Consider the following 19,448-nt stretch of genomic DNA (forward strand, 5'->3'; position numbering starts at 1 on the left):
GTTAAAAATCTGAAATTATGAAAAAGTCATATTTATATACATTACTATCAGTACTACTTTCGGGTGTACTGTTCTCTTGCCATGATTTAGTCGTGCCAGTAACGACTGAACTAACTCCAGACGTTTTTCCGACCAATACTGAACAATATATTTCGGCATCTGGTCCTGTATATGTTTCACTAAGAGGTAATTATGCTGTTGAACATTTCCAACAACAATCTTATAGTACAGATGAATCTATTATGCCAGCAAGAGGTGGGAACTGGTTTGACGGTGGACAATGCCAAACGATGCATTATCATACTTGGACAAAAGACAATGGTTTTATTAACGGGAACTGGACTTGGCTATCGACAACTATTGGCGTTGCCAACCAAACGTTAAATATTCTATCGACAACCATGCCAGCAGGTGCCACTAAAAATACAAGTCTTGCTGAAATAAAGATGGTAAGAGCTTTTACGTATTTTTTGATGATGGACAGTTACGGTAACGTACCGATTGATACGGTTTATGGAGATTTTACGCCCAAAACCAATGTAGCAAGAGCAGATGTATTCAAATTTATTGAGAAAGAAATTAATGCTGCTCTTCCTTATCTTAGTGAAACTTCGGGTGTGGTTACTTATGGAAGACCTAATAAATGGACGGCCTATGCTCTATTAGCAAAAATGTATTTGAATGCAGAGTATTACACTGGAACAAAGAGATACGATGATTGTATTGCAGCTACTGACAAGATAATCAATTCGGGGTTATTTGCTATTGAACCTAGAAGTACCTATCTAAAAATGTTTTATCCTGATAATGGTCCTTCTAAAAAGGAATTTATTTTTGCGATTCCTTATGATGCAACTTCAACCAATAGCTTTCCGTTTAGATCAACAAACTTGCATGCTCGTTATAGTATTCCAAGAAGTATGCGTGCAAAATTTAAGTTGCCATTTACACCAAGTGGCCCTGAAAGTACTTTGCCAGAATACTATGCCTACTTTAACGATGCTAATGATGTAAGAAACGGTCAGTGGTTAACTGGATTACAATATATGGATGATGGTTCTCCAATAACTGTTCAAACAACAAAATTAGGTCTTGACCAATTCTATAAAGGAAGCGATGGAGCTACTCCGGTTACTTATCAAGTAAATTTAACACCAGAAGTAATTCTTCGTCAAGATGTTGCTGCTTTTGATGCAGGAAATGATGAAATTGCTTGGAATATGGGTTATCGTAACAATAAATTTTATGCAGATGGTACTTCATTAAGCAGAAATCAAAATAATGACATTCCTATTTTCCGTTATTCTGATATACTGTTGATGAAAGCAGAAGCTATTCTTAGAGGTGGCGCAGCTACATTAGGACAAACTGCTCTTTCTCTGACAAATCAAGTAAGATCTGAAAGAACTACTTCTGCTTCATTAACAAGTGTAAATTTAGAGTCACTTTATGGAGAAAGAGTAAGAGAGTTTGCTTATGAAGGATGGCATAGAAATGATATGATTCGCTTTGGTAAGTTTGAGGGTAAATGGGGTTATAAAACAGATTCAGATGTTAATCATAGAATTTTCCCAATCCCAAGAGTTGCCTTACAGCTTAACCCAAATTTAAAGCAAAATCCTGGTTATTAATTAAATCGACCATTTTTTAAGGTCTTGTCAATATATAGTGTTCACAAACGTATATTATACATAGTTCAATTGTGAAATGATTTTTATTATAACATTTTATTACCCGTTATGCGCTAACTCCCGCCAGAGCTTAGCGTATAACTTACAAACAGATACTTACTCATGACTAGACTAACTTACCAAATTTTCTTATTGGTCATTGTGGTGCTTTTTAGTAGCCATTATGCTGTGGCTCAGCTTAATAAACAAGAAGCTTTAGCACTTATTAGCAGGGTTATTCCTAAACAAGCACATAACTTTGAAGTAAAGTCATTACCAAGTACTGCCCCAAAAGACCTTTTTGAAATAGAGAGCAAAAATCAAAAAATTGTTTTGAGTGGAAACAATGGCGTAGCTGTAGCTTCTGCTCTATATTATTACTTAACAGAATATTGTCACTGCCAGATTACGTGGAATGGTACAAATCTGGATTTACCTACAACTTTACCCAAACTTTCCACTAAAATCACTAAAAAAACACCCTACCAATATCGCTATTATCTTAATTATTGCACATTCAACTACAGTATGTCTTGGTGGAATTGGGAAAGATGGCAAAAAGAAATAGACTGGATGGCGATGCATGGCATCAATATGCCTTTGGCCATTACAGGAGAAGAATATACTTGGCGAGAAGTATATAATGAAATGGGATTTTCGGATACAGACCTAAAAGATTTCTTCAGTGGGCCTGCTTATTTCTCGTGGTTTTGGATGGGAAATCTTGATGGTTGGGGTGGACCACTTCCACTCAGTTGGATGAAATCTCATAAGGATTTACAAGTAAAAATATTGGCAAGAGAACGTGCCTTGGGTATGAAGCCTGTTTTACCTGCTTTTACCGGACACGTACCTTCGGCTTTTAAAAAGAAATATCCACAAGCCAAACTAAAAGCAACCAACTGGACAAACGGTTTTGGCGACACTTATATTCTTGATGCAGAAGACCCACTTTTTGCAGAACTTGGCAAAAAGTTTATCAAAAAACAAACACAGTTATTTGGCACAAATCATTTGTATTCTGCTGATACTTTTAATGAAAACGAGCCTCCGACTGACGAACCAGCCTTTTTGTCTAAGCTAACGGCTAAAATTTATGATGGCATGAAGCAAGCCGACCCTGAAGCTATTTGGGTAATGCAGGGATGGTTGTTTTATAGTGATAGAAAATTTTGGAAAGCTCCACAGATAGAAGCTTTATTAAATGCTGTACCAGACGACAAGATGCTTTTGTTAGACTTGGCTACCGAAATAGAACCTGTTTGGAAAAGAACAAATGCTTTTCATGGTAAGCCTTGGATTTGGAATATGCTCAATAATTTTGGCGGAAACGTCAATCTTTTTGGACGCATGGATGGTGTAGCAAGTGGCCCTGCTGTGGCTTTGAATGACCCTAATTCGAAGAATTTACAAGGAATAGGGCTAACAATGGAGGCAATAGAACAAAACCCTGTGATTTATGAATTGATGATGCAACATACTTGGCAAGATACACCTGTTGAGCTAAACGATTGGTTAGTAAAATATGCTAAGAATCGTTATAAAACAGATGATAAAACCTTGGTAGATGCTTGGCAAGTATTAAGACAAACAGCTTACAATGGAAAGGATATTAGAGATGGTGCAGAGTCAATCGTTACTGGTCGCCCTACATTTGATTCGACTACTGTTTGGACAAGAACAAAGCTCAATTATCCTCCGAAAGACTTTTTGAAAGCTTGGGATCTATTTGTACAAGCTTCTCAACATGGAGTTGATTCGGACGGATTTCAGTATGACCTTGTAGATATTACACGACAAGTGTTGGCAAACTATGCGTTAGTTTTGCAGAAAAAATGGAAGAATTCTTACAAAGCAAAAGATGAAACTCAATTCAAAAAAGATGCCCAAGCATTTATTGATTTGATTGCAGATATGGATGAGCTATTGGCTACCAGAAAAGATTTTATGCTTGGCCCGTGGATTAGCTCGGCTAGAAGTTGGGGAAATACTAGTGAAGAAAAAGCCTTGTATGAACAAAATGCTAGGGACATTATCACGCTATGGGGCGATGCCAACAGTCCTTTGCATGAATATGCTAACCGCCAATGGAGTGGTCTATTGAATGATTTTTATAAACCAAGATGGCAAATGTTTTTTACAGAACTAAATCAAGCATTAAATACGAAGAGAGAACCAGATTTAGCACACTTTGACCGTACCATTCGTGAATGGGAATGGAATTGGGTAAAAGCACATCAAGATTTTCCTGTTGTACCAAAAGGAAATAGTCATTCATTGGCATTGAAAATGTATAAAAAATACCGTGATGCCTTAACGGTAGCTTATCCTTGAGGGAGTCATACATTCTACGACTTACCAAAGCATTCAACAACAAACTACCAAAACTATGAATAACAATCCAAAAAGTATAAGACTCGTTTCCCTAGATGCACTCAGGGGATTCGATATGTTTTGGATAATGAGTGGCGAACACATTATTCACGCTTTAGCAGAAACAACGCATATTCCACTGTTTGAATGGATGTCTGAACAATTACATCATACTGCTTGGAATGGGATTACTTTTTATGATATGATATTCCCGCTTTTTCTTTTCATTGCTGGGGCGTCTATGCCCTTTTCGATGCAGAAGAAAGTAAATGAAGCTTCTGTTGAGTCTGCCTATGAATTACCGAATGTAGTAAAAAGGTCACTATACGTTGCGATGGTAAAACGAACAGTAATATTGATATTTTTAGGCATTGTAGTGAACGGACTTTTTAAATGGAATGGTTACGAACAGACACGCATCGCCAGTGTATTAGGCAGAATTGGCTTGGCTTGGTTTTTTGCAGGAATTATCTATTTGAATAACAACACATTGAAACAAATTTATTGGTTTGTATTTATTCTAGTAAGTTATTGGTTAATCATGAAGTTTGTACCCGTACCAGGTTTTGGTGCAGGCGTACTGACCAAAGAAGGTTCTTTAGAATCGTATATTGATAGAATTTTATTACCCGGACGATTACACAGCAAAGTACATGACCCCGAGGGAATTTTATCTACTATTCCCGCCATCGGAACGGCTATGTTAGGCGTATTTACAGCTACCTTTTTAAAAGCCAAAAATACTTTTTCAGCTTATCAAAAAGTATTAGTGATGGTCTTAGCTGCATTTATATTAATCGTCATAGGCTTATTATGGGATTATTCTTTTCCTATTAACAAACGCCTTTGGTCAAGTTCATTTGTGTGTTTCGTTGGGGGATGTTCAGTCTTGCTTTTTACGTTGTTTTATTTGATAATAGACCTCTGGAAACTACAAAAATGGGCGTTGCCTTTCGTTTGGATTGGTTCTAATTCCATCTTGATTTATATGGCATCCGAAGGTATTATTAATTTTGGGTACACTGCTAATTTTTTATTTGGTGGAATGATTTCATATACACCAGAAATTTGGCAACCTGTCTTTACTGCTTGTTCTATTACAGTTACTCAAATTATATTACTGTATATTCTCTTCAAGAAGAAAGTTTTTTTGAAGATATAGTTTTTACGCATGACCTAATGAAAAATGGACATATAAAAATAGTTCTACATTTAGATTTTCTCCCATAACAAGATTAATACATCTATTAAATAAAGAATGATAGCAAATAGCCATTAAGAAGTAGTTAAAAGTGATTATCTCCACAATATTTTTGATATATTGCCTGTTACAATGGAATAACTCAATTAAGTATCTATCAAAAATGACTACAGAAATCCTCATATCACTCATTACACTTATCGTTCTTGAAATTGTCTTAGGTATCGACAATATCATCTTTATTTCTATTCTATCCGACAAACTACCCGTTGATAAACGTAAAAAAGCTCGTCTGGTTGGTTTAAGTTTGGCATTAATTACCCGTTTGATTCTGCTTGCTGGAATCAGCTGGATTATGAAGCTCGATAAAACACTTTTCGTGGTTTCGGGGATTGATATTTCTGGGAAAGACTTAATTTTGATAGTAGGAGGTTTATTTCTGTTGTACAAGAGTAACAAAGAAATCTTTGAAAAAACCGAAGATGAACACGAAGACAAACCCTTTGTTTATACGTCTTTTTCAAAAATCATCGGGCAAATCATTATACTAGATTTAGTATTTTCTATCGATAGTATCATCACAGCGGTAGGTTTGGTGGAAGAACTGTGGGTGATGTATGCAGCCGTAATCGTTTCTATTTCAATTATGATGATGGTCGCTGGAACGATTAGTGCCTTTATTAGTAAACATCCATCTTTAAAAATATTAGCCCTTTGCTTCTTGATGATGATTGGTATTACGTTGATTGCAGAAGGCTTAAACTTCCATATTCCTAAACAATATATTTATTTCTCAATGGCGTTTTCATTCTTAGTGAATGTGATACAGATTAGAAAAAATGCAAAGTAATGATATACAAATTTAGGACATCCTAAATTTGTATATTAAAATAGCAAAATTTGAAATCTTTAAATTTATACTCGTCCTTACTTTTTGCCTTGATGCAAAAAGTAACCGCAACGGCGGACCGTAAAAAAATCAAGAATTCCTAATCGCATCGGCGAACCGACTCGCTTCGCTCAAACAGTAGGAATTCGTTATGCATCAATCACAAAAAAGCGGTCAGAATTAATTTCTTGACCGCTTTTTTTATGATTTTAAATTTAGGGATAACTTATATTTTAGTATTCATTATTATCTATCTTACTTCTCTTTACGCTCAATCTCTCTAAGGTTTTCTAATTTTTTATTTCTAAGAAAACCAGTGATGTCTTCAAAATGTTCTTTTACTCGTTTGTTTCCAAATTCAAATACTTTGGTAGCAAGTCCGTCTAAGAAATCCCTATCGTGAGAAATCAAGATAATTGTACCTTCAAAACTCTTTAAAGCATCCTTTAAAATATCTTTCGTTTTTAAATCCAAATGGTTGGTAGGTTCATCTAGAATCAATAGGTTTACAGGTTCTAACAATAATTTCACCATTGCCAAACGTGTTTTTTCTCCTCCAGACAATACCCTTACTTTTTTATTGACACTATCTCCACCAAACATAAATGCACCAAGAATATCTTTGATTTTAGTACGTACTTCACCTACAGCAATGTTATCAATGGTTTGAAAAACGGTTAAATCTTCATCTAATAATGAAGCCTGATTTTGTGCAAAATAGCCAATCATTGAATTATGTCCCAATTTCAAGTCGCCTTCAAAAGGTATTTCCCCCATAATGGCTTTCACCATGGTTGATTTACCTTCTCCATTCTTTCCTACAAAAGCTATTTTCTCCCCTCTTTCAATGGTCAATGAGGCATCTTTGAATACCAGATGGTCGTCATAGCTTTTACTTACATTATCAACAATCACAGGATAATTACCTGAGCGTGGCGCAGGTGGAAATTTAAGATTCAGTGCCGAAGTATCTATTTCATCAACTTCTACAATCTCAATCTTCTCCAACATTTTTACCCTAGACTGCACCTGCAAAGTTTTCGAATACGTTCCTTTGAAACGGTCGATAAACTCTTGGGTTTCAGCAATCATTTTTTGCTGGTCATTGAACTGCTTTTGTTGCTGTTCCTGACGCTCTTTTCTGAGTTGTAAATACTGAGAATAGTTTACTTTGTAGTCATAAATACGTCCCATTGTCAACTCAATGGTACGGTTAGTAATATTATCTACAAAAGCTCTATCGTGAGAAATAACAATAACGGCTTTAGCATTATTAATCAAGAAATCCTCTAACCACTGAATCGACTCTATATCCATGTGGTTGGTCGGCTCATCTAGTAATATCAAGTCTGGATTTTGTAATAAGATTTTTGCTAATTCGATTCTCATACGCCATCCCCCGCTAAATTCGCTAGTTTGACGAGTGAAATCCGAACGTAAAAAACCTAAACCCAACAAGGTTTTTTCTACTTCTGCATCAAAATTGATTTCTTCAATAGAATAATATTTTTCACTCAATTCAGATACCTTTTCGATAATCTGCATATACTCGTCTGATTCATAATCAGTACGTGTTTCTAATTGAGTATTTAATTCGTCTATCTCTGCTTTCATATTCAACACTGTAGAGAACGCTTTTGAGGTTTCTTCAAAAACAGTACTGTTATCTTCTGTAAGCAAGTGCTGAGGTAAATAAGCAATTACAGCATCATTAGGCGCAGATATTTTTCCTTTGGTAGGCTTATCAACACCAGCTATGATTTTTAGGAGGGTCGATTTTCCCGCTCCATTTTTTCCCATTAGGGCAACTTTATCTTTGTCGTTGATGTTGAAAGTGACATCACTAAAAAGAGCTCTTCCACCGAACTCTACCGCTACGTTATCTATTGAAATCATTTTATTTTATTATGAAATACAAAGATAAGGAAAGTTTTTTTGAGTGAGGAGTTTTGAGTTTTGAATGCTGAGTGATAAATTCTGATTATCTAATATGAATAGAAATCATAATCATTTACTAATGCCAATGACAACTATGTAAATATGTATTTCTCTACAATTTTACCCGCAGATTTACGGAGATTTTTTCCGCAGATTTTCGCAGAGAATAATATCTGCGAAAATCTGCGGAAAAAATCTCCGTAAATCTGCGGGTAAAAAATCAAAAACTCTCTTAAATTATTCTTCTATTTTAGGTTTTGAAGCAGATTTAGCTTGGTTTAGTCGGTAACTCAACGTCAAATTGATTTGTCTTTGTCGAGGTAAAAAATCTCTGTTTGAATAAAAATTAACGCCTTCTATAACTGTTCTAATTCGTCGACTATTGAAAACGTCCAGAATATTCAAGGTTAATGTTCCTTTACCTTTTAATACATCTTTATTCACAGCCAAGTCGGTATAAAACAGATAGCCCCTCCTACCCTGCGGTAATTGTTGCGGTGCTTCATAATTGGCACGTACTTGTAAATCTATGCCACGAGGTAAATTGAATTTAGAAGTTTGTCGGGCAAACCAACTATAGGTATCACTTTTATAAGTAGCTGAAACATTTGAACCATCAGTAATAGCTCTAAAAAAACTCCAACTCAAATCTAGTTTCCACCATTTTTCAGGAGAATAGGTCGTAGCGAATTCAGCACCAAAAGAGTTTTGTCCAACTAAATTCAAGGGTAAAGTTGTAGAAATACCCGCGCTGTTTACCGAACGGATGGATTCTATTTTGCCATCAGTTTGTCGATAATAAACCGATGAAGAAAGTGACCCTTTTTCAAAATATTTCACATGTCCTAACTCAAAGGCATTAGTAAACTCAGGGTTCAAATTAGGATTTCCACTGAAATAATTTCTTTGGTCAGAGAAAGTAACGAAAGGACTTAAATCATTATACGTTGGTCGTCGAACTCTTCTTGAATATGAAATTTGTAAGGCATTTTCATTGGGGAGATTTACAGTAAAATGTGTGCTTGGAAACAAATTAGCATATTTTCGTGGGTTTACTTCATTTGTTTGTTTTAGCGTAGTCGTTACGTTGGTCAGTTCTGCACGTAGCCCTACTTGATATGAAAAGAGTTTCCCTTTATTGCCAATGATGCCATAAGCAGCCGAAATATTCTCATCATATACAAAATTGTTGGTAAGCCCAGGTAGTGAGACAAACGCACCCGAAGCATTTTGTTGCGTCACATTATAATCATTAGTCATGTTTCTGAAACTTGTTCTTAAACCAGTCTCAATTTTGCCTTCCTTACTAATCGGTTGGATATAGTCAACTTGTAATAATATTTGTTTTTCTGCCTCATCATTAAGTGCTTTTTGTAGTTTGGTATTCGCTGGATTCGGTTTGCCATCTACCCAAAAACCATTTTGCGTAAATGTTTGGTCAGAACGCTCCCAATAATCCAAATAGCGCACATCGGCGACTAACTCTTGTCCTTTTTTATCAAAATTCTTCTTATAGGTTATCGAGTATTCTGAATTAGGTTCCGTTTCGGTTTCGTCTTGTTGGCGATACGTAATAGTGTGTAATGCTTCCGTTCTATTATTTGAATCATCATAACGAAAATCTGTGATACGTCTCACATCACTTCTTCTGAATAAATACGAAGCCGTAAAAATATCTTTATCAGTCAAGAAAAAATCTAATCCTCCTTTTATGTTATTGTTCAATCCTTTTACACTTCCGCTGTTGGTTTGATTGAGCGTGAAAGTAGTATCATTAGAAAAAACGTTTTGAAATAATTTCCCATTCCCTCTTAAATCACGATACGAAATCCCATAATTGATAAAGAAATTCACCTTTCTATGACGGTAATTCACATTGGCTGAAACTCCATAGTTGGCTGGTGTTCCAGATATTAATTCAAACGAGCCATTAAAACCTTGCTTTTGCTCTTTTTTCAGAATGATATTAATAATACCCGACATACCTTCTGCTTCATAACGTGCCGAAGGATTGGTAATAATTTCAACTCTTTCTATCAAACTTCCTTGCAATTGCTGTAACCCTGCTCCACCTTTAAAACTTACTAAACCCGACGGTTTGCCATCAATTAAAATCCTGACGTTATCACTTCCACGTAATTTTACACCCCCTTCCGCATCAACAGAAATAGAAGGAATATTGCTGAGAATATCAGAAGCCGAACCACCAGCATTAGATAAATCTTTGCCCACATTAAATATCTTTTTATCCAAAGTCAATTCCATCGTACTTTTTTCAGCTTGTACTACTACTTCATCTAAAGTACTGCTTGACGAAGTCAACAGTATTAAGCCTAAATCTATCGTTTTCTTGTCTTTAGATATGGTAAAAACGGGCGACTTAAATGCTTTATATCCAATAAATTCTACCAAGGCATAGTATGTACCATAAGGATTGGCAATCGAAAATTCGCCAGCATCACTAGCAATATTGCCCCCAACTAACTTTTGGTCAGCATCATTATAAATTCTTATTGTTGAAAAACTTAATGGAGTAGCCGTTTGGGCATCTTTTACTTGCCCTTTAATAATACCTTGTGCTATTCCTAAAAAAGGTAATAAAGTAAGGAGTATTAGAAAGAAGAGATGTTTTTGAGTTTTTGTAAAATATAGCATATTGGATAATTAATCATTCATTTGATAAAAGGATGAGGTAGGTATTATTTACTGTATCGTAATCAAGAGCAATTTAGAAAAGTATTGAGACTTCTGTGGTGGTAATTGTAGGTAACAAATATTTAGTTCTCCCCTAAGTTTGGTTATTTTGCTATCTTTATAAACTTTTTCCAGATTTTGTTAGTTTATAAATCATACTGTATAAAATCTGATTTTATTTATTGCTCTAAACATATTGTAGTTTAATATTATCTAACAGTGTTAAATAGTTTATTTTATTAAAATGGCAAGTAAGGACAGAATATTAAGGTTGAAGGAAGAGACCCGAAATAATATATTAGATGCAGCATGCAAGATAGTGAAGGAAGAAGGATGGCAGGGGCTAAGTTTACGAAAAATTGCCGATGCTATTGAATATACCGCGCCCATTATTTATGAATACTTTGCTAATAAAGAAGCAATACTTCAAGAATTAACGAAGAAAGGTTACTTAGTATTGAATAAAGACTTGATTCAAGCAAAGAAAAGTAAAGGTAATCCAGCTGAACAATTAGAGGCTATGTGGTTGGCTTACTGGAAGTTTGCTTTTGAAAATAAAGAAATGTATCAGCTAATGTTTGGCGTTGAAATGACAACTTGCCACATGGTAGCTTTTCCAGAGGTACAAACTCCTTATGACCTATTTACCGAAACAATTATTGAAGTGATGGGCGATAAAAATCCAAGTGAGGATATTATTTGTCAGAAATATTATACTTATTACTCAGTAGTTCATGGGTTAATTTCAATTAATCTCGTAGGTAATGGTTTGCCAAATGACATTAATCTTCAGATATTGAAAGACGCAATTACAGGTATCACAAGATCTTTAAATTAATTTCTTATAGAAATTTTAGGAAAAAATACAGCATAAAAGAGCTCAATAAAAGACATTTATTATCTAAAAGAGTATTTTTATTTAACGCCGTTAAATAATTTATTCTCATTAATGAACTAAAAATATTGAATATTGATTTTATATAATAAGGAGCAATATTTTTTTGCACTATAATCTAACACTGTTAAATAATTTACTTACTATAATTAAGCGTCAAGTAAACGCAATTTGTAGTTCTTTTAACACTAAAGTTTTTTTGAACAACCACTTAACAGTGTTAAATAGTTAATTAACATTAAATACCCTCAAATTTTAAACTAAATAATCCTTATGAATAAACTCCCTAAACACAGCAGTAATGTATTTCAAGGCAAATGCACTGCAAACAATCAATTATAACATAGTTTTAAACATTCCATTAAGTCAATCAAGTTTTAACAAATCAAATTAGTCATGAAGAATATATTCTTAAGTGTATTAATCCTTTATACATTATCTGCTTGTTCAGAAAAGAAACCTATAGCCCAGACCGTTACCGCTCCTTCATTACCTGTTATCAACATTAACAGCACATCAGCACTAACCAGTTCTGAATATCCAGCTTCCATACAAGGAGCAGTAAATGTTGAGATTCGTCCACAAATAAGTGGAAATTTAGAAAGAGTATTTGTCGATGAAGGCGTATACGTAAGCAAAGGTCAATCACTTTTCAAAATCAATGATTTACCTTTCCGTGCCCAACTAAATAGTGCCATTGCTAGTCTTCATGCCGCCGAGTCGGCCGCAAACAATGCTCAACTGGAAGTAGATAAATTAACTCCATTGGTACAAAACAAAGTTGTTTCTGAATATCAATTAAAAACGGCACAGGCTAATTATAAAACAGCCTTAGCGAATATTGCTCAAGCCAAAGCAATGGTTAATACTGCTGAAATCAATTTAGGTTATACGTTGATTAAAGCTCCAGTAAGTGGTTTTATCGGAAGGCTTCCTAAAAAACAAGGTAGTTTAGTATCACCTGCTGATATTGAAGCCCTGACCCAACTTTCTGATGTTCATGAAGTTCACGTGTATTTCTCATTGGGTGAAAGTGATTTTATTGCCTTTAAATCACAATATGAGGGTTTTTCAATCAGTGATAAAATCAAAAACTTACCACCAGTTTCGTTGATATTGCCAGACAATTCCCTGTATTCAGAAAAAGGAAAAATCGATATGGTAGACGGACAATTTGATAAAAACACTGGAGCTATTACCTTGCGTGCTACCTTCCCAAATGCTAAAGGATTACTTCGTTCGGGTAATACAGGCAAAGTAAATTTAAGTGTTCAGCATGAAAATGCCTTGTTGATTCCACAAGAGGCTACCATCGAAATTCAGGATAAAATATTTGTTTTTACGGTTGATAAAAGCAATAAAGTAACCAAACAGCCCATCACTATTGCTGGAAAAAGTGGCACCAATTATTTAGTGAAAGATGGTATAAAAGACGGGAATAGAATCGTATTCAAAGGTTTCGAAAATTTGCAAGAAGGCACCATCATCGCGCCTGAAAATACTGATAAAGAAGTTGCAAAAAACTAATTCACAAGTTATTCAATATCCATTATGTTTAAGAAATTTATAGACAGGCCTGTGTTGGCTACTGTCATATCCATCCTATTGGTAATCCTAGGTGTTTTAGGCCTTGCCAAATTACCATTACAACAATTCCCTGATATTGCTCCACCAGCGGTACAGGTAATGGCAATGTATCCGGGTGCAAATGCCGAAACAGTATTGCGTTCGGTAGCTCCTTCCCTTGAAGAATCAATCAATGGGGTAGAAAACATGAGTTACATGAGTTCGACCGCCAGTAATGATGGTTCATTAGTCATCACAGTATTCTTTAAATTAGGTACTAATCCTGACCAAGCAGCCGTAAACGTACAAAACCGCGTAGCACAAGCTACTAGTCAGTTACCTGCTGAAGTTGTCCAAGCGGGTATTACTACTGCCAAACAACAAAATAGTTTGATGATGGTAGTTGATATGTATTCTGAAGATGAAAAAACGTATGACCAGACTTTTCTAGCCAACTATGCTCAGATTAACATCATTCCAGAAATCAAAAGGATTCCTGGGGTAGGGCAATCGATGATATTTGGAGGGAATAAAGACTATTCAATGCGTGTGTGGCTCAATCCTGCTCAAATGACTAGCTATAACCTTACACCAAAAGAAGTAATGGCAGCTATTCAAGACAAAAACCTAGAGGCTGCTCCAGGAAAATTTGGAGAAAGTAGCAAAGAGTCTTTTGAATACGTAATCAAATACAAGGGTAAACTCAATAAACCTGCTGAATATGAAAACATCGTAATTCGCTCTAATGCAGATGGTTCGGTATTACGTTTAAAAGATGTTGCGAAGATTGAATTTGGAGCCTATACGTATGGAAACTTTACAAGAGTAAATGGCAAACAGGGTATCAACATTGCATCGATGCAATTGGCGGGTTCTAATGCCAACGAAATCCAGATAGCCATTGCTAAACTAATGGAAAAGGCTTCTAAAGATTTCCCAAAAGGTGTAAAGTACCTTATTTTATATAATACCAAGGATTCGCTTGACCAATCTATCCATCAGGTAATCACTACGTTAATAGAGGCATTTATCTTAGTGTTCATTGTAGTGTTTATTTTCTTACAGGATTTTCGGTCAACACTTATTCCTGCTATCGCAGTGCCAGTGGCTATTTTAGGAACATTCTTCTTTATGTCCCTTTTTGGATTCTCGATTAATCTACTTACTCTATTTGCTTTGGTATTAGCCATTGGTATTGTGGTGGATGATGCCATTGTAGTAGTAGAAGCTGTTCATGCAAAAATGGAACATCGACTACTTCCTCCGAAAGCAGCTACAACGTCGGCGATGAGTGAAATTACGGGAGCAATTATTTCAATTACTTTAGTAATGTCGGCCGTATTTTTACCTGTTGGTTTTATGAGTGGCTCAACAGGCGTTTTCTATCGTCAGTTCGCTTTTACCTTGGCCATTGCCATTGTTATTTCAGCTATCAATGCCTTAACGTTGAGTCCAGCGTTAGCAGCCTTATTTTTAAAAGCCAATCATTCACACCATACGGGCAGTCAAGAAAAACCTAGTTTTAAAGAGAAGTTTTTTATTGGCTTTAACAAAGGGTTCGATAAGCTTACTAATAATTATGTAAGAAGTCTATATTTTTTGGTAAGAAATAAATGGTTAAGTATTGGTGGACTGGTAGTGGTTATCGCAGTGACCATCTTTATGGTAAAAAGAACTCCAACAGGCTTTATTCCTTCTGAAGACCAAGGTTTTATTGCTATATCCCTTTCAATGCCTGCTGGTGCATCGTTAGAAAGAACTACGAATGTAATTCATCAAGCTGAAACAGTATTAGGCAGTATGGAATCTAAAAAAACTTTGATGGGTCTATCGGGCTTCAATATCCTCACTCAATCTTCAAGCCCTTCGTCGGGTGTTGCTTTCGTGTTGTTGAAACCCGCTAAAGAAAGAGGAGCCGTAACAGACATTAATGCAATTATGAATGAAGTAAGACAAAAGCTTGGCGGTATCAAAGGAGCGAATTTCTTTGTCTTTACTTTCCCAACTGTTCCAGGTTTTAGTAATGTCGATGGACTAGACTTAGTCCTACAAGATAAAACTGGTGGTAGTCTAGTTAAATTTAGTGAGGTCGGCAATAAATTCCTTGGTGAATTGATGAAACGACCAGAAATCGCATTTGCGTTTACTGCCTTTAAAGCAGACTATCCACAATACGATATGGAAGTGGATGATGTAAAAGCCGAGCAACTGGGCGTAAACGTAAAAGATATTCTTCAAACAATGCAAGCCTATTTTGGTAGTGCTCAGGCATCCGACTTTAACAGATTTGGGAAATACTACCGAGTAATGGTTCAGGCAGAAAAGAATGCTCGTACTGAACTCTCTTCAATGGACGGCATTTTTGTAAAGAATAGATTAGGCAACATGGTTCCTATCAATACTTTAGTAAAATTAAAACGAGTTTATGGCCCTGAAACAGCTTCTCGTTATAACCTCTTCAATTCTATTGGTGTAAATGCCATTGCTAAGCCGGGGTATAGTTCTGGAGATGCGATTCTGGCAGTAGAGGAAGTAGCAAAGCAACACTTACCAACAGGATATTCTTTTGAGTTTTCTGGTATGACCAAAGAAGAGATTTCTTCGGGTGGGCAATCTACCGTCATTTTTATGCTATCATTATTATTCATCTATTTCTTACTGGCTGCTCAATACGAGAGTTACATCTTACCTTTTGCCGTTATTCTATCAATACCTACGGGGATATTCGGAGTATTTGTTGCGATTGGTTTGAAAGGAATAGAAAATAATATTTATGTACAAGTAGCCTTGGTTATGTTGATTGGACTATTGGCTAAAAATGCTATTCTGATTATAGAGTTCGCCTTACAACGCAGAAAAGCAGGCAAGAAGCTCGTCGCAGCATCAATAGAAGCTGCAAAACTACGTTTAAGACCTATTATTATGACCTCATTAGCTTTTGTAGTAGGCTTAATTCCGATGATGGATGCCAAAGGACCTTCGGCTCAAGGTAACCACTCTATCAGTATTGGAGCAGCAGGCGGAATGGTCTCTGGCGTAGTCTTAGGCTTGTTTATTATTCCAGTGTTATTTGTAATTTTTCAATACTTACACGAAAAAATTTCTAGAAAAAAACCAGAGATTAATTCTATCATTCATGAAGATTTAGTCGCTACTTATAATTAAGCATACAATGAAAAATCATATAAAAACCTTGTCGATAATGTTATTATTATCGATAAGCATTATTTCTTGTAAAGTTTCAAAAGACGTTAAAATTCCCGAAGACGCTATTCCTGTTACTTTCAGAGATGTAAATATTTCAGATAGTACTACTAGCGTAGCAGATTTAAACTGGAAAACGTTTTTTACAGAAACTACCTTACAAAAACTAATTGATAGTGCCATTCATCGTAATAATGACTTGCTGGTTGCTCAAAAAAACATTGAAATTGCACAGTTGCAACTAAGGCAATCTAAGTTTAATAATATTCCTAATTTGAATCTTCAGATTACTTCAAATTCTACCAATCCTTCCAACAACAGTTTGAATGGAATTAGTTTGAATCAGTTTTTGAAAAAGGAACATATTGAAGACTTTACTGCGGCAGCAAGTTTATCTTGGGAGGCAGACATCTGGGGCAAAATTCGTAATCAAACGAAAACTACCCTCGCACAATATGCTCAGTCGGAGGAAGCTAAAAAGGCTTTGCAAACAACCATTGTAGCGGCTGTTTCAAAAGGATTTTACACTTTATTGATGTTGGATGCACAAGTGGAAATCGCTAGAAAAAATCTGGAATTAAATGATAAAACTCTTTTTATGATTAATCTTCAGTTTGAATCGGGTCACGTTTCACTATTGGCCAAACAACAAGCAGAAGCACAAAGACTAGTGGCTGCACAATTGATTCCTTTGTTGGAACAAAATATCGTTATTCAAGAAAATGCGTTGAGTGTATTAACGGGAGGTTTTCCAAAAGCAGTTGAACGCAAAGTGATGTTGAGTGCCATTGAATCTCAAAATCAACTTTCGGTAGGTGTACCGTCTGCTTTAGTTGGAAGAAGACCCGATGTAAAAAATGCGGAATTGCTATTGCAAGAAGCAAATGCAAAAGTTGGCATTACCAAAGCAAGTCTATATCCCTCATTGACAATTACCGCAACTGGTGGCTTAAATGCTTTTGAAGCAAGTAATTGGTTTTCTCTTCCTACTTCATTATTCGGAGTGGTTGCAGGAGGAATTACTCAACCTTTATTAAATGGCAAAAGACTTAGTACACAGTATGAGATTGCGAAAGTTCAACGAGAAAAAGCAGTGATTGGTTTCCGTCAATCCGTTTTAGTTGCCACTGAAGAAGTTTCAGATGCTTTGATTAAAATACAAAAAATAGAAGAGCAAAACACGAAGCTTTCTTTAAGAGTAAAAACCTTACAAGAAGCCATCGGGAATGCAGATATGTTATTTAAGAGTGGCATGGCTAATTATTTAGAAGTAATTACCGCTCAAAGTAATTTATTACAAAGTGAGTTAGAATTGGTTTCCTTGAAAAAAGCCAGACTAGAAGCAGATGTAGATTTATATCGGTCGTTAGGTGGTGGTTGGAAATAAGTAGTATTGCAGGATTTGTATTTAAACAAAACAGCTCAGCCCTATAGCTGAGCTGTTTTGTTATTAATTAATAACCAGTATTTTGATACATTTTCACTGGATTTAATTTGTATTCGTCTGCAGGAATTGGGAATAAATAATCCTTCAAACCAAAGTTAGACACTTTAGCCGTTCCATAATCTGCTTGTGGTTTACTTTGGATATATGATACCAACTCTGTCGCTGTAAAGAAACGAAGTAAATCAAACCAACGGTGATGTTCAAATGCTAATTCAACTCTACGTTCATGAAGAATAGCCAATTTTAAAGTTGGGTATCTCTTAGCGTAATCAGCATCATTTTTCATTACTTCATACGTTGGCATTTTAGCTCTTTCACGGACTTGATTTAAGTATTGAATGGCACTCGTTTCATCACCCAAATACATATTTACTTCAGCCAACATCAGTATTACATCTGCATATCTGATAATTGGCCAGTCGTTTCCGCCATAACCGTTGGCCGTAGCTGCCGCACTAGCATCTCTGAATTTAGTGATATACCAATCTTTTACAGTAGCATCATTAGCATATTTGATAGAAAAATCCTTACGTAAATCGTTCGTTTCGTATTCTTTTACTAAATCAAGTTTTACATTTCCACCTACGCCGCTACTTGGTTTCAACGAATTAATTGTTTCCCCTTTTGCTTGATTGTTAGCAGCAATTGAAGATGAATACGTTATATCGCCTTGTTTATTAACAATCTGGAAAATGATTTCTGGATTAGTTGATTTTTTATTTACATCAAAAACATCTACATAAGGTATTTCCTTTAAATCCGTAAAGGCTCTCATGTTATAAGCTGCCATTAAATACGTTTTTGCATTCGCTAAATTACTAGCACGGTTAGCTTGGTCTAAAGTAGTAGCCATTGTTAAGTACACCTGTCCCAATAAAGCGTTCGCTGCTGCTTTTGACACTCTTCCTTTACCTGTAAGTGGCTGTTGATTAGGCAATCCACTTGCTACAGCCTCTTTCAAATCTGCAATGATTTGTTCATATACTTTTTCTTTTTTCTCACGGAAAGTATTAGTAACAATCTCATCAGAATTTAGTTGTTTAGTAACCAAAGGAACATCACCCCATTTCCTTACTAAATGAAAGTAAATCATCGCACGAACAAACTTTACTTCTGCATTGTAAATATCTTTATTGGCAACAGTGGTAAATGTTACTTTATCAATGTTTGAAGTAACTTGATTACAACGGGCAATTGTTTGATATAACGACAGCCAGTGGCTTTTTAAATAGGTGTTACTTGGCAAAATAGAAAAATCATTGAACTGAAAAGGCTCTCCTGCATTCGACTGGTTATCATTTCTACCAGCATCATCCGAACGCTCATCTGTATAAAGTCCGCTGTTCTCGCCAATATTATTTGAGCTACGAAGCGATTGGTACACACCATTGACTGCTAGAAGCACATCATTTTCTGTACGAAAATAATCAGAAGCAGCTACAGAGTTAGGGTCTGTTTGTAGGACAAAATCATCACTACAACTTGTAAGGGCTGTCGCCATTACAAGTAATACTATTAGTTTCTTTATCATTGTTATGAATATCGTTAAGGTGATTTTCGAGAAAGCATCA

At 35.6% G+C, this 19,448-nt stretch carries 11 protein-coding genes; 8 read left to right on the plus strand and 3 right to left on the minus strand.

The genetic code is table 11. The features are described from left to right. Positions 1 to 17: 17 nt before the first annotated feature. The 4 genes from J2Y60_RS09820 to J2Y60_RS09835 all read left to right on the plus strand — a co-directional run bounded on the left by J2Y60_RS09820 (position 18) and on the right by J2Y60_RS09835 (position 6,094). Positions 18 to 1,631 (plus strand): RagB/SusD family nutrient uptake outer membrane protein, encoded by a 1,614-nt coding sequence (locus J2Y60_RS09820; RefSeq protein ID WP_309917023.1) that lies wholly within the window; start codon positions 18 to 20, stop codon positions 1,629 to 1,631. Between the two features lie 162 nt (positions 1,632 to 1,793). After that, complete coding sequence (locus J2Y60_RS09825; protein ID WP_309917026.1) at positions 1,794 to 4,004, plus strand: alpha-N-acetylglucosaminidase; 2,211 nt, start codon at positions 1,794 to 1,796, stop codon at positions 4,002 to 4,004. A gap of 55 nt (positions 4,005 to 4,059) precedes the next feature. Then, entirely contained in the window at positions 4,060 to 5,205 is a 1,146-nt protein-coding gene (locus J2Y60_RS09830; RefSeq protein ID WP_309917029.1) for a DUF5009 domain-containing protein, read from the plus strand. A gap of 202 nt (positions 5,206 to 5,407) precedes the next feature. Continuing rightward, positions 5,408 to 6,094, plus strand: coding sequence for a TerC family protein (locus tag J2Y60_RS09835; RefSeq protein WP_309917033.1), 687 nt, complete (start codon positions 5,408 to 5,410; stop codon positions 6,092 to 6,094). A 294-nt stretch (positions 6,095 to 6,388) separates the two neighbouring features. On the opposite strand, the gene J2Y60_RS09840 is transcribed toward J2Y60_RS09835, so the two are convergent. Further along, on the minus strand, positions 6,389 to 8,029 hold the full coding sequence (locus tag J2Y60_RS09840) for an ABC-F family ATP-binding cassette domain-containing protein (RefSeq protein WP_309917036.1): 1,641 nt from the start codon (positions 8,027 to 8,029) through the stop codon (positions 6,389 to 6,391). A 279-nt stretch (positions 8,030 to 8,308) separates the two neighbouring features. Next, positions 8,309 to 10,726, minus strand: a complete 2,418-nt coding sequence (locus J2Y60_RS09845; RefSeq protein WP_309917039.1) for an outer membrane beta-barrel family protein — start codon at positions 10,724 to 10,726, stop codon at positions 8,309 to 8,311. Positions 10,727 to 11,009: 283 nt separating this feature from the next. Between J2Y60_RS09845 and J2Y60_RS09850 the strand changes: the two genes are divergently transcribed. The 4 genes from J2Y60_RS09850 to J2Y60_RS09865 all read left to right on the plus strand — a co-directional run bounded on the left by J2Y60_RS09850 (position 11,010) and on the right by J2Y60_RS09865 (position 17,817). Next, on the plus strand, positions 11,010 to 11,603 hold the full coding sequence (locus J2Y60_RS09850) for a TetR/AcrR family transcriptional regulator (protein ID WP_309917041.1): 594 nt from the start codon (positions 11,010 to 11,012) through the stop codon (positions 11,601 to 11,603). Positions 11,604 to 12,056: 453 nt separating this feature from the next. Then, complete coding sequence (locus J2Y60_RS09855) at positions 12,057 to 13,187, plus strand: efflux RND transporter periplasmic adaptor subunit (protein ID WP_309917045.1); 1,131 nt, start codon at positions 12,057 to 12,059, stop codon at positions 13,185 to 13,187. 24 nt (positions 13,188 to 13,211) lie between these two features. Beyond that, positions 13,212 to 16,391: an efflux RND transporter permease subunit gene (locus tag J2Y60_RS09860; RefSeq protein WP_309917048.1), complete on the plus strand. Its 3,180-nt coding sequence runs from the start codon at positions 13,212 to 13,214 to the stop codon at positions 16,389 to 16,391. Positions 16,392 to 16,398: 7 nt separating this feature from the next. Beyond that, complete coding sequence (locus J2Y60_RS09865) at positions 16,399 to 17,817, plus strand: efflux transporter outer membrane subunit (protein ID WP_309917051.1); 1,419 nt, start codon at positions 16,399 to 16,401, stop codon at positions 17,815 to 17,817. Positions 17,818 to 17,884: 67 nt separating this feature from the next. Here the strand turns inward: J2Y60_RS09865 and J2Y60_RS09870 are convergent, their stop codons facing one another. Beyond that, on the minus strand, positions 17,885 to 19,408 hold the full coding sequence (locus tag J2Y60_RS09870) for a RagB/SusD family nutrient uptake outer membrane protein (protein WP_309917054.1): 1,524 nt from the start codon (positions 19,406 to 19,408) through the stop codon (positions 17,885 to 17,887). Between the last annotated feature and the right edge of the window lie 40 nt (positions 19,409 to 19,448).

Origin of the sequence: Arcicella sp. BE140, assembly GCF_031456255.1 — a bacterium.
Taxonomy (GTDB): domain Bacteria; phylum Bacteroidota; class Bacteroidia; order Cytophagales; family Spirosomataceae; genus Arcicella; species Arcicella aquatica.

Coding starts and splice junctions, on each gene's coding strand:
- J2Y60_RS09820 (WP_309917023.1), top strand. CDS start 18: ATGAAAAAGTCATATTTATATACATTACTATCAGTACTACTTTCGGGT.
- J2Y60_RS09825 (WP_309917026.1), top strand. CDS start 1,794: ATGACTAGACTAACTTACCAAATTTTCTTATTGGTCATTGTGGTGCTT.
- J2Y60_RS09830 (WP_309917029.1), top strand. CDS start 4,060: ATGAATAACAATCCAAAAAGTATAAGACTCGTTTCCCTAGATGCACTC.
- J2Y60_RS09835 (WP_309917033.1), top strand. CDS start 5,408: ATGACTACAGAAATCCTCATATCACTCATTACACTTATCGTTCTTGAA.
- J2Y60_RS09840 (WP_309917036.1), bottom strand. CDS start 8,029: ATGATTTCAATAGATAACGTAGCGGTAGAGTTCGGTGGAAGAGCTCTT.
- J2Y60_RS09845 (WP_309917039.1), bottom strand. CDS start 10,726: ATGCTATATTTTACAAAAACTCAAAAACATCTCTTCTTTCTAATACTC.
- J2Y60_RS09850 (WP_309917041.1), top strand. CDS start 11,010: ATGGCAAGTAAGGACAGAATATTAAGGTTGAAGGAAGAGACCCGAAAT.
- J2Y60_RS09855 (WP_309917045.1), top strand. CDS start 12,057: ATGAAGAATATATTCTTAAGTGTATTAATCCTTTATACATTATCTGCT.
- J2Y60_RS09860 (WP_309917048.1), top strand. CDS start 13,212: ATGTTTAAGAAATTTATAGACAGGCCTGTGTTGGCTACTGTCATATCC.
- J2Y60_RS09865 (WP_309917051.1), top strand. CDS start 16,399: ATGAAAAATCATATAAAAACCTTGTCGATAATGTTATTATTATCGATA.
- J2Y60_RS09870 (WP_309917054.1), bottom strand. CDS start 19,408: ATGATAAAGAAACTAATAGTATTACTTGTAATGGCGACAGCCCTTACA.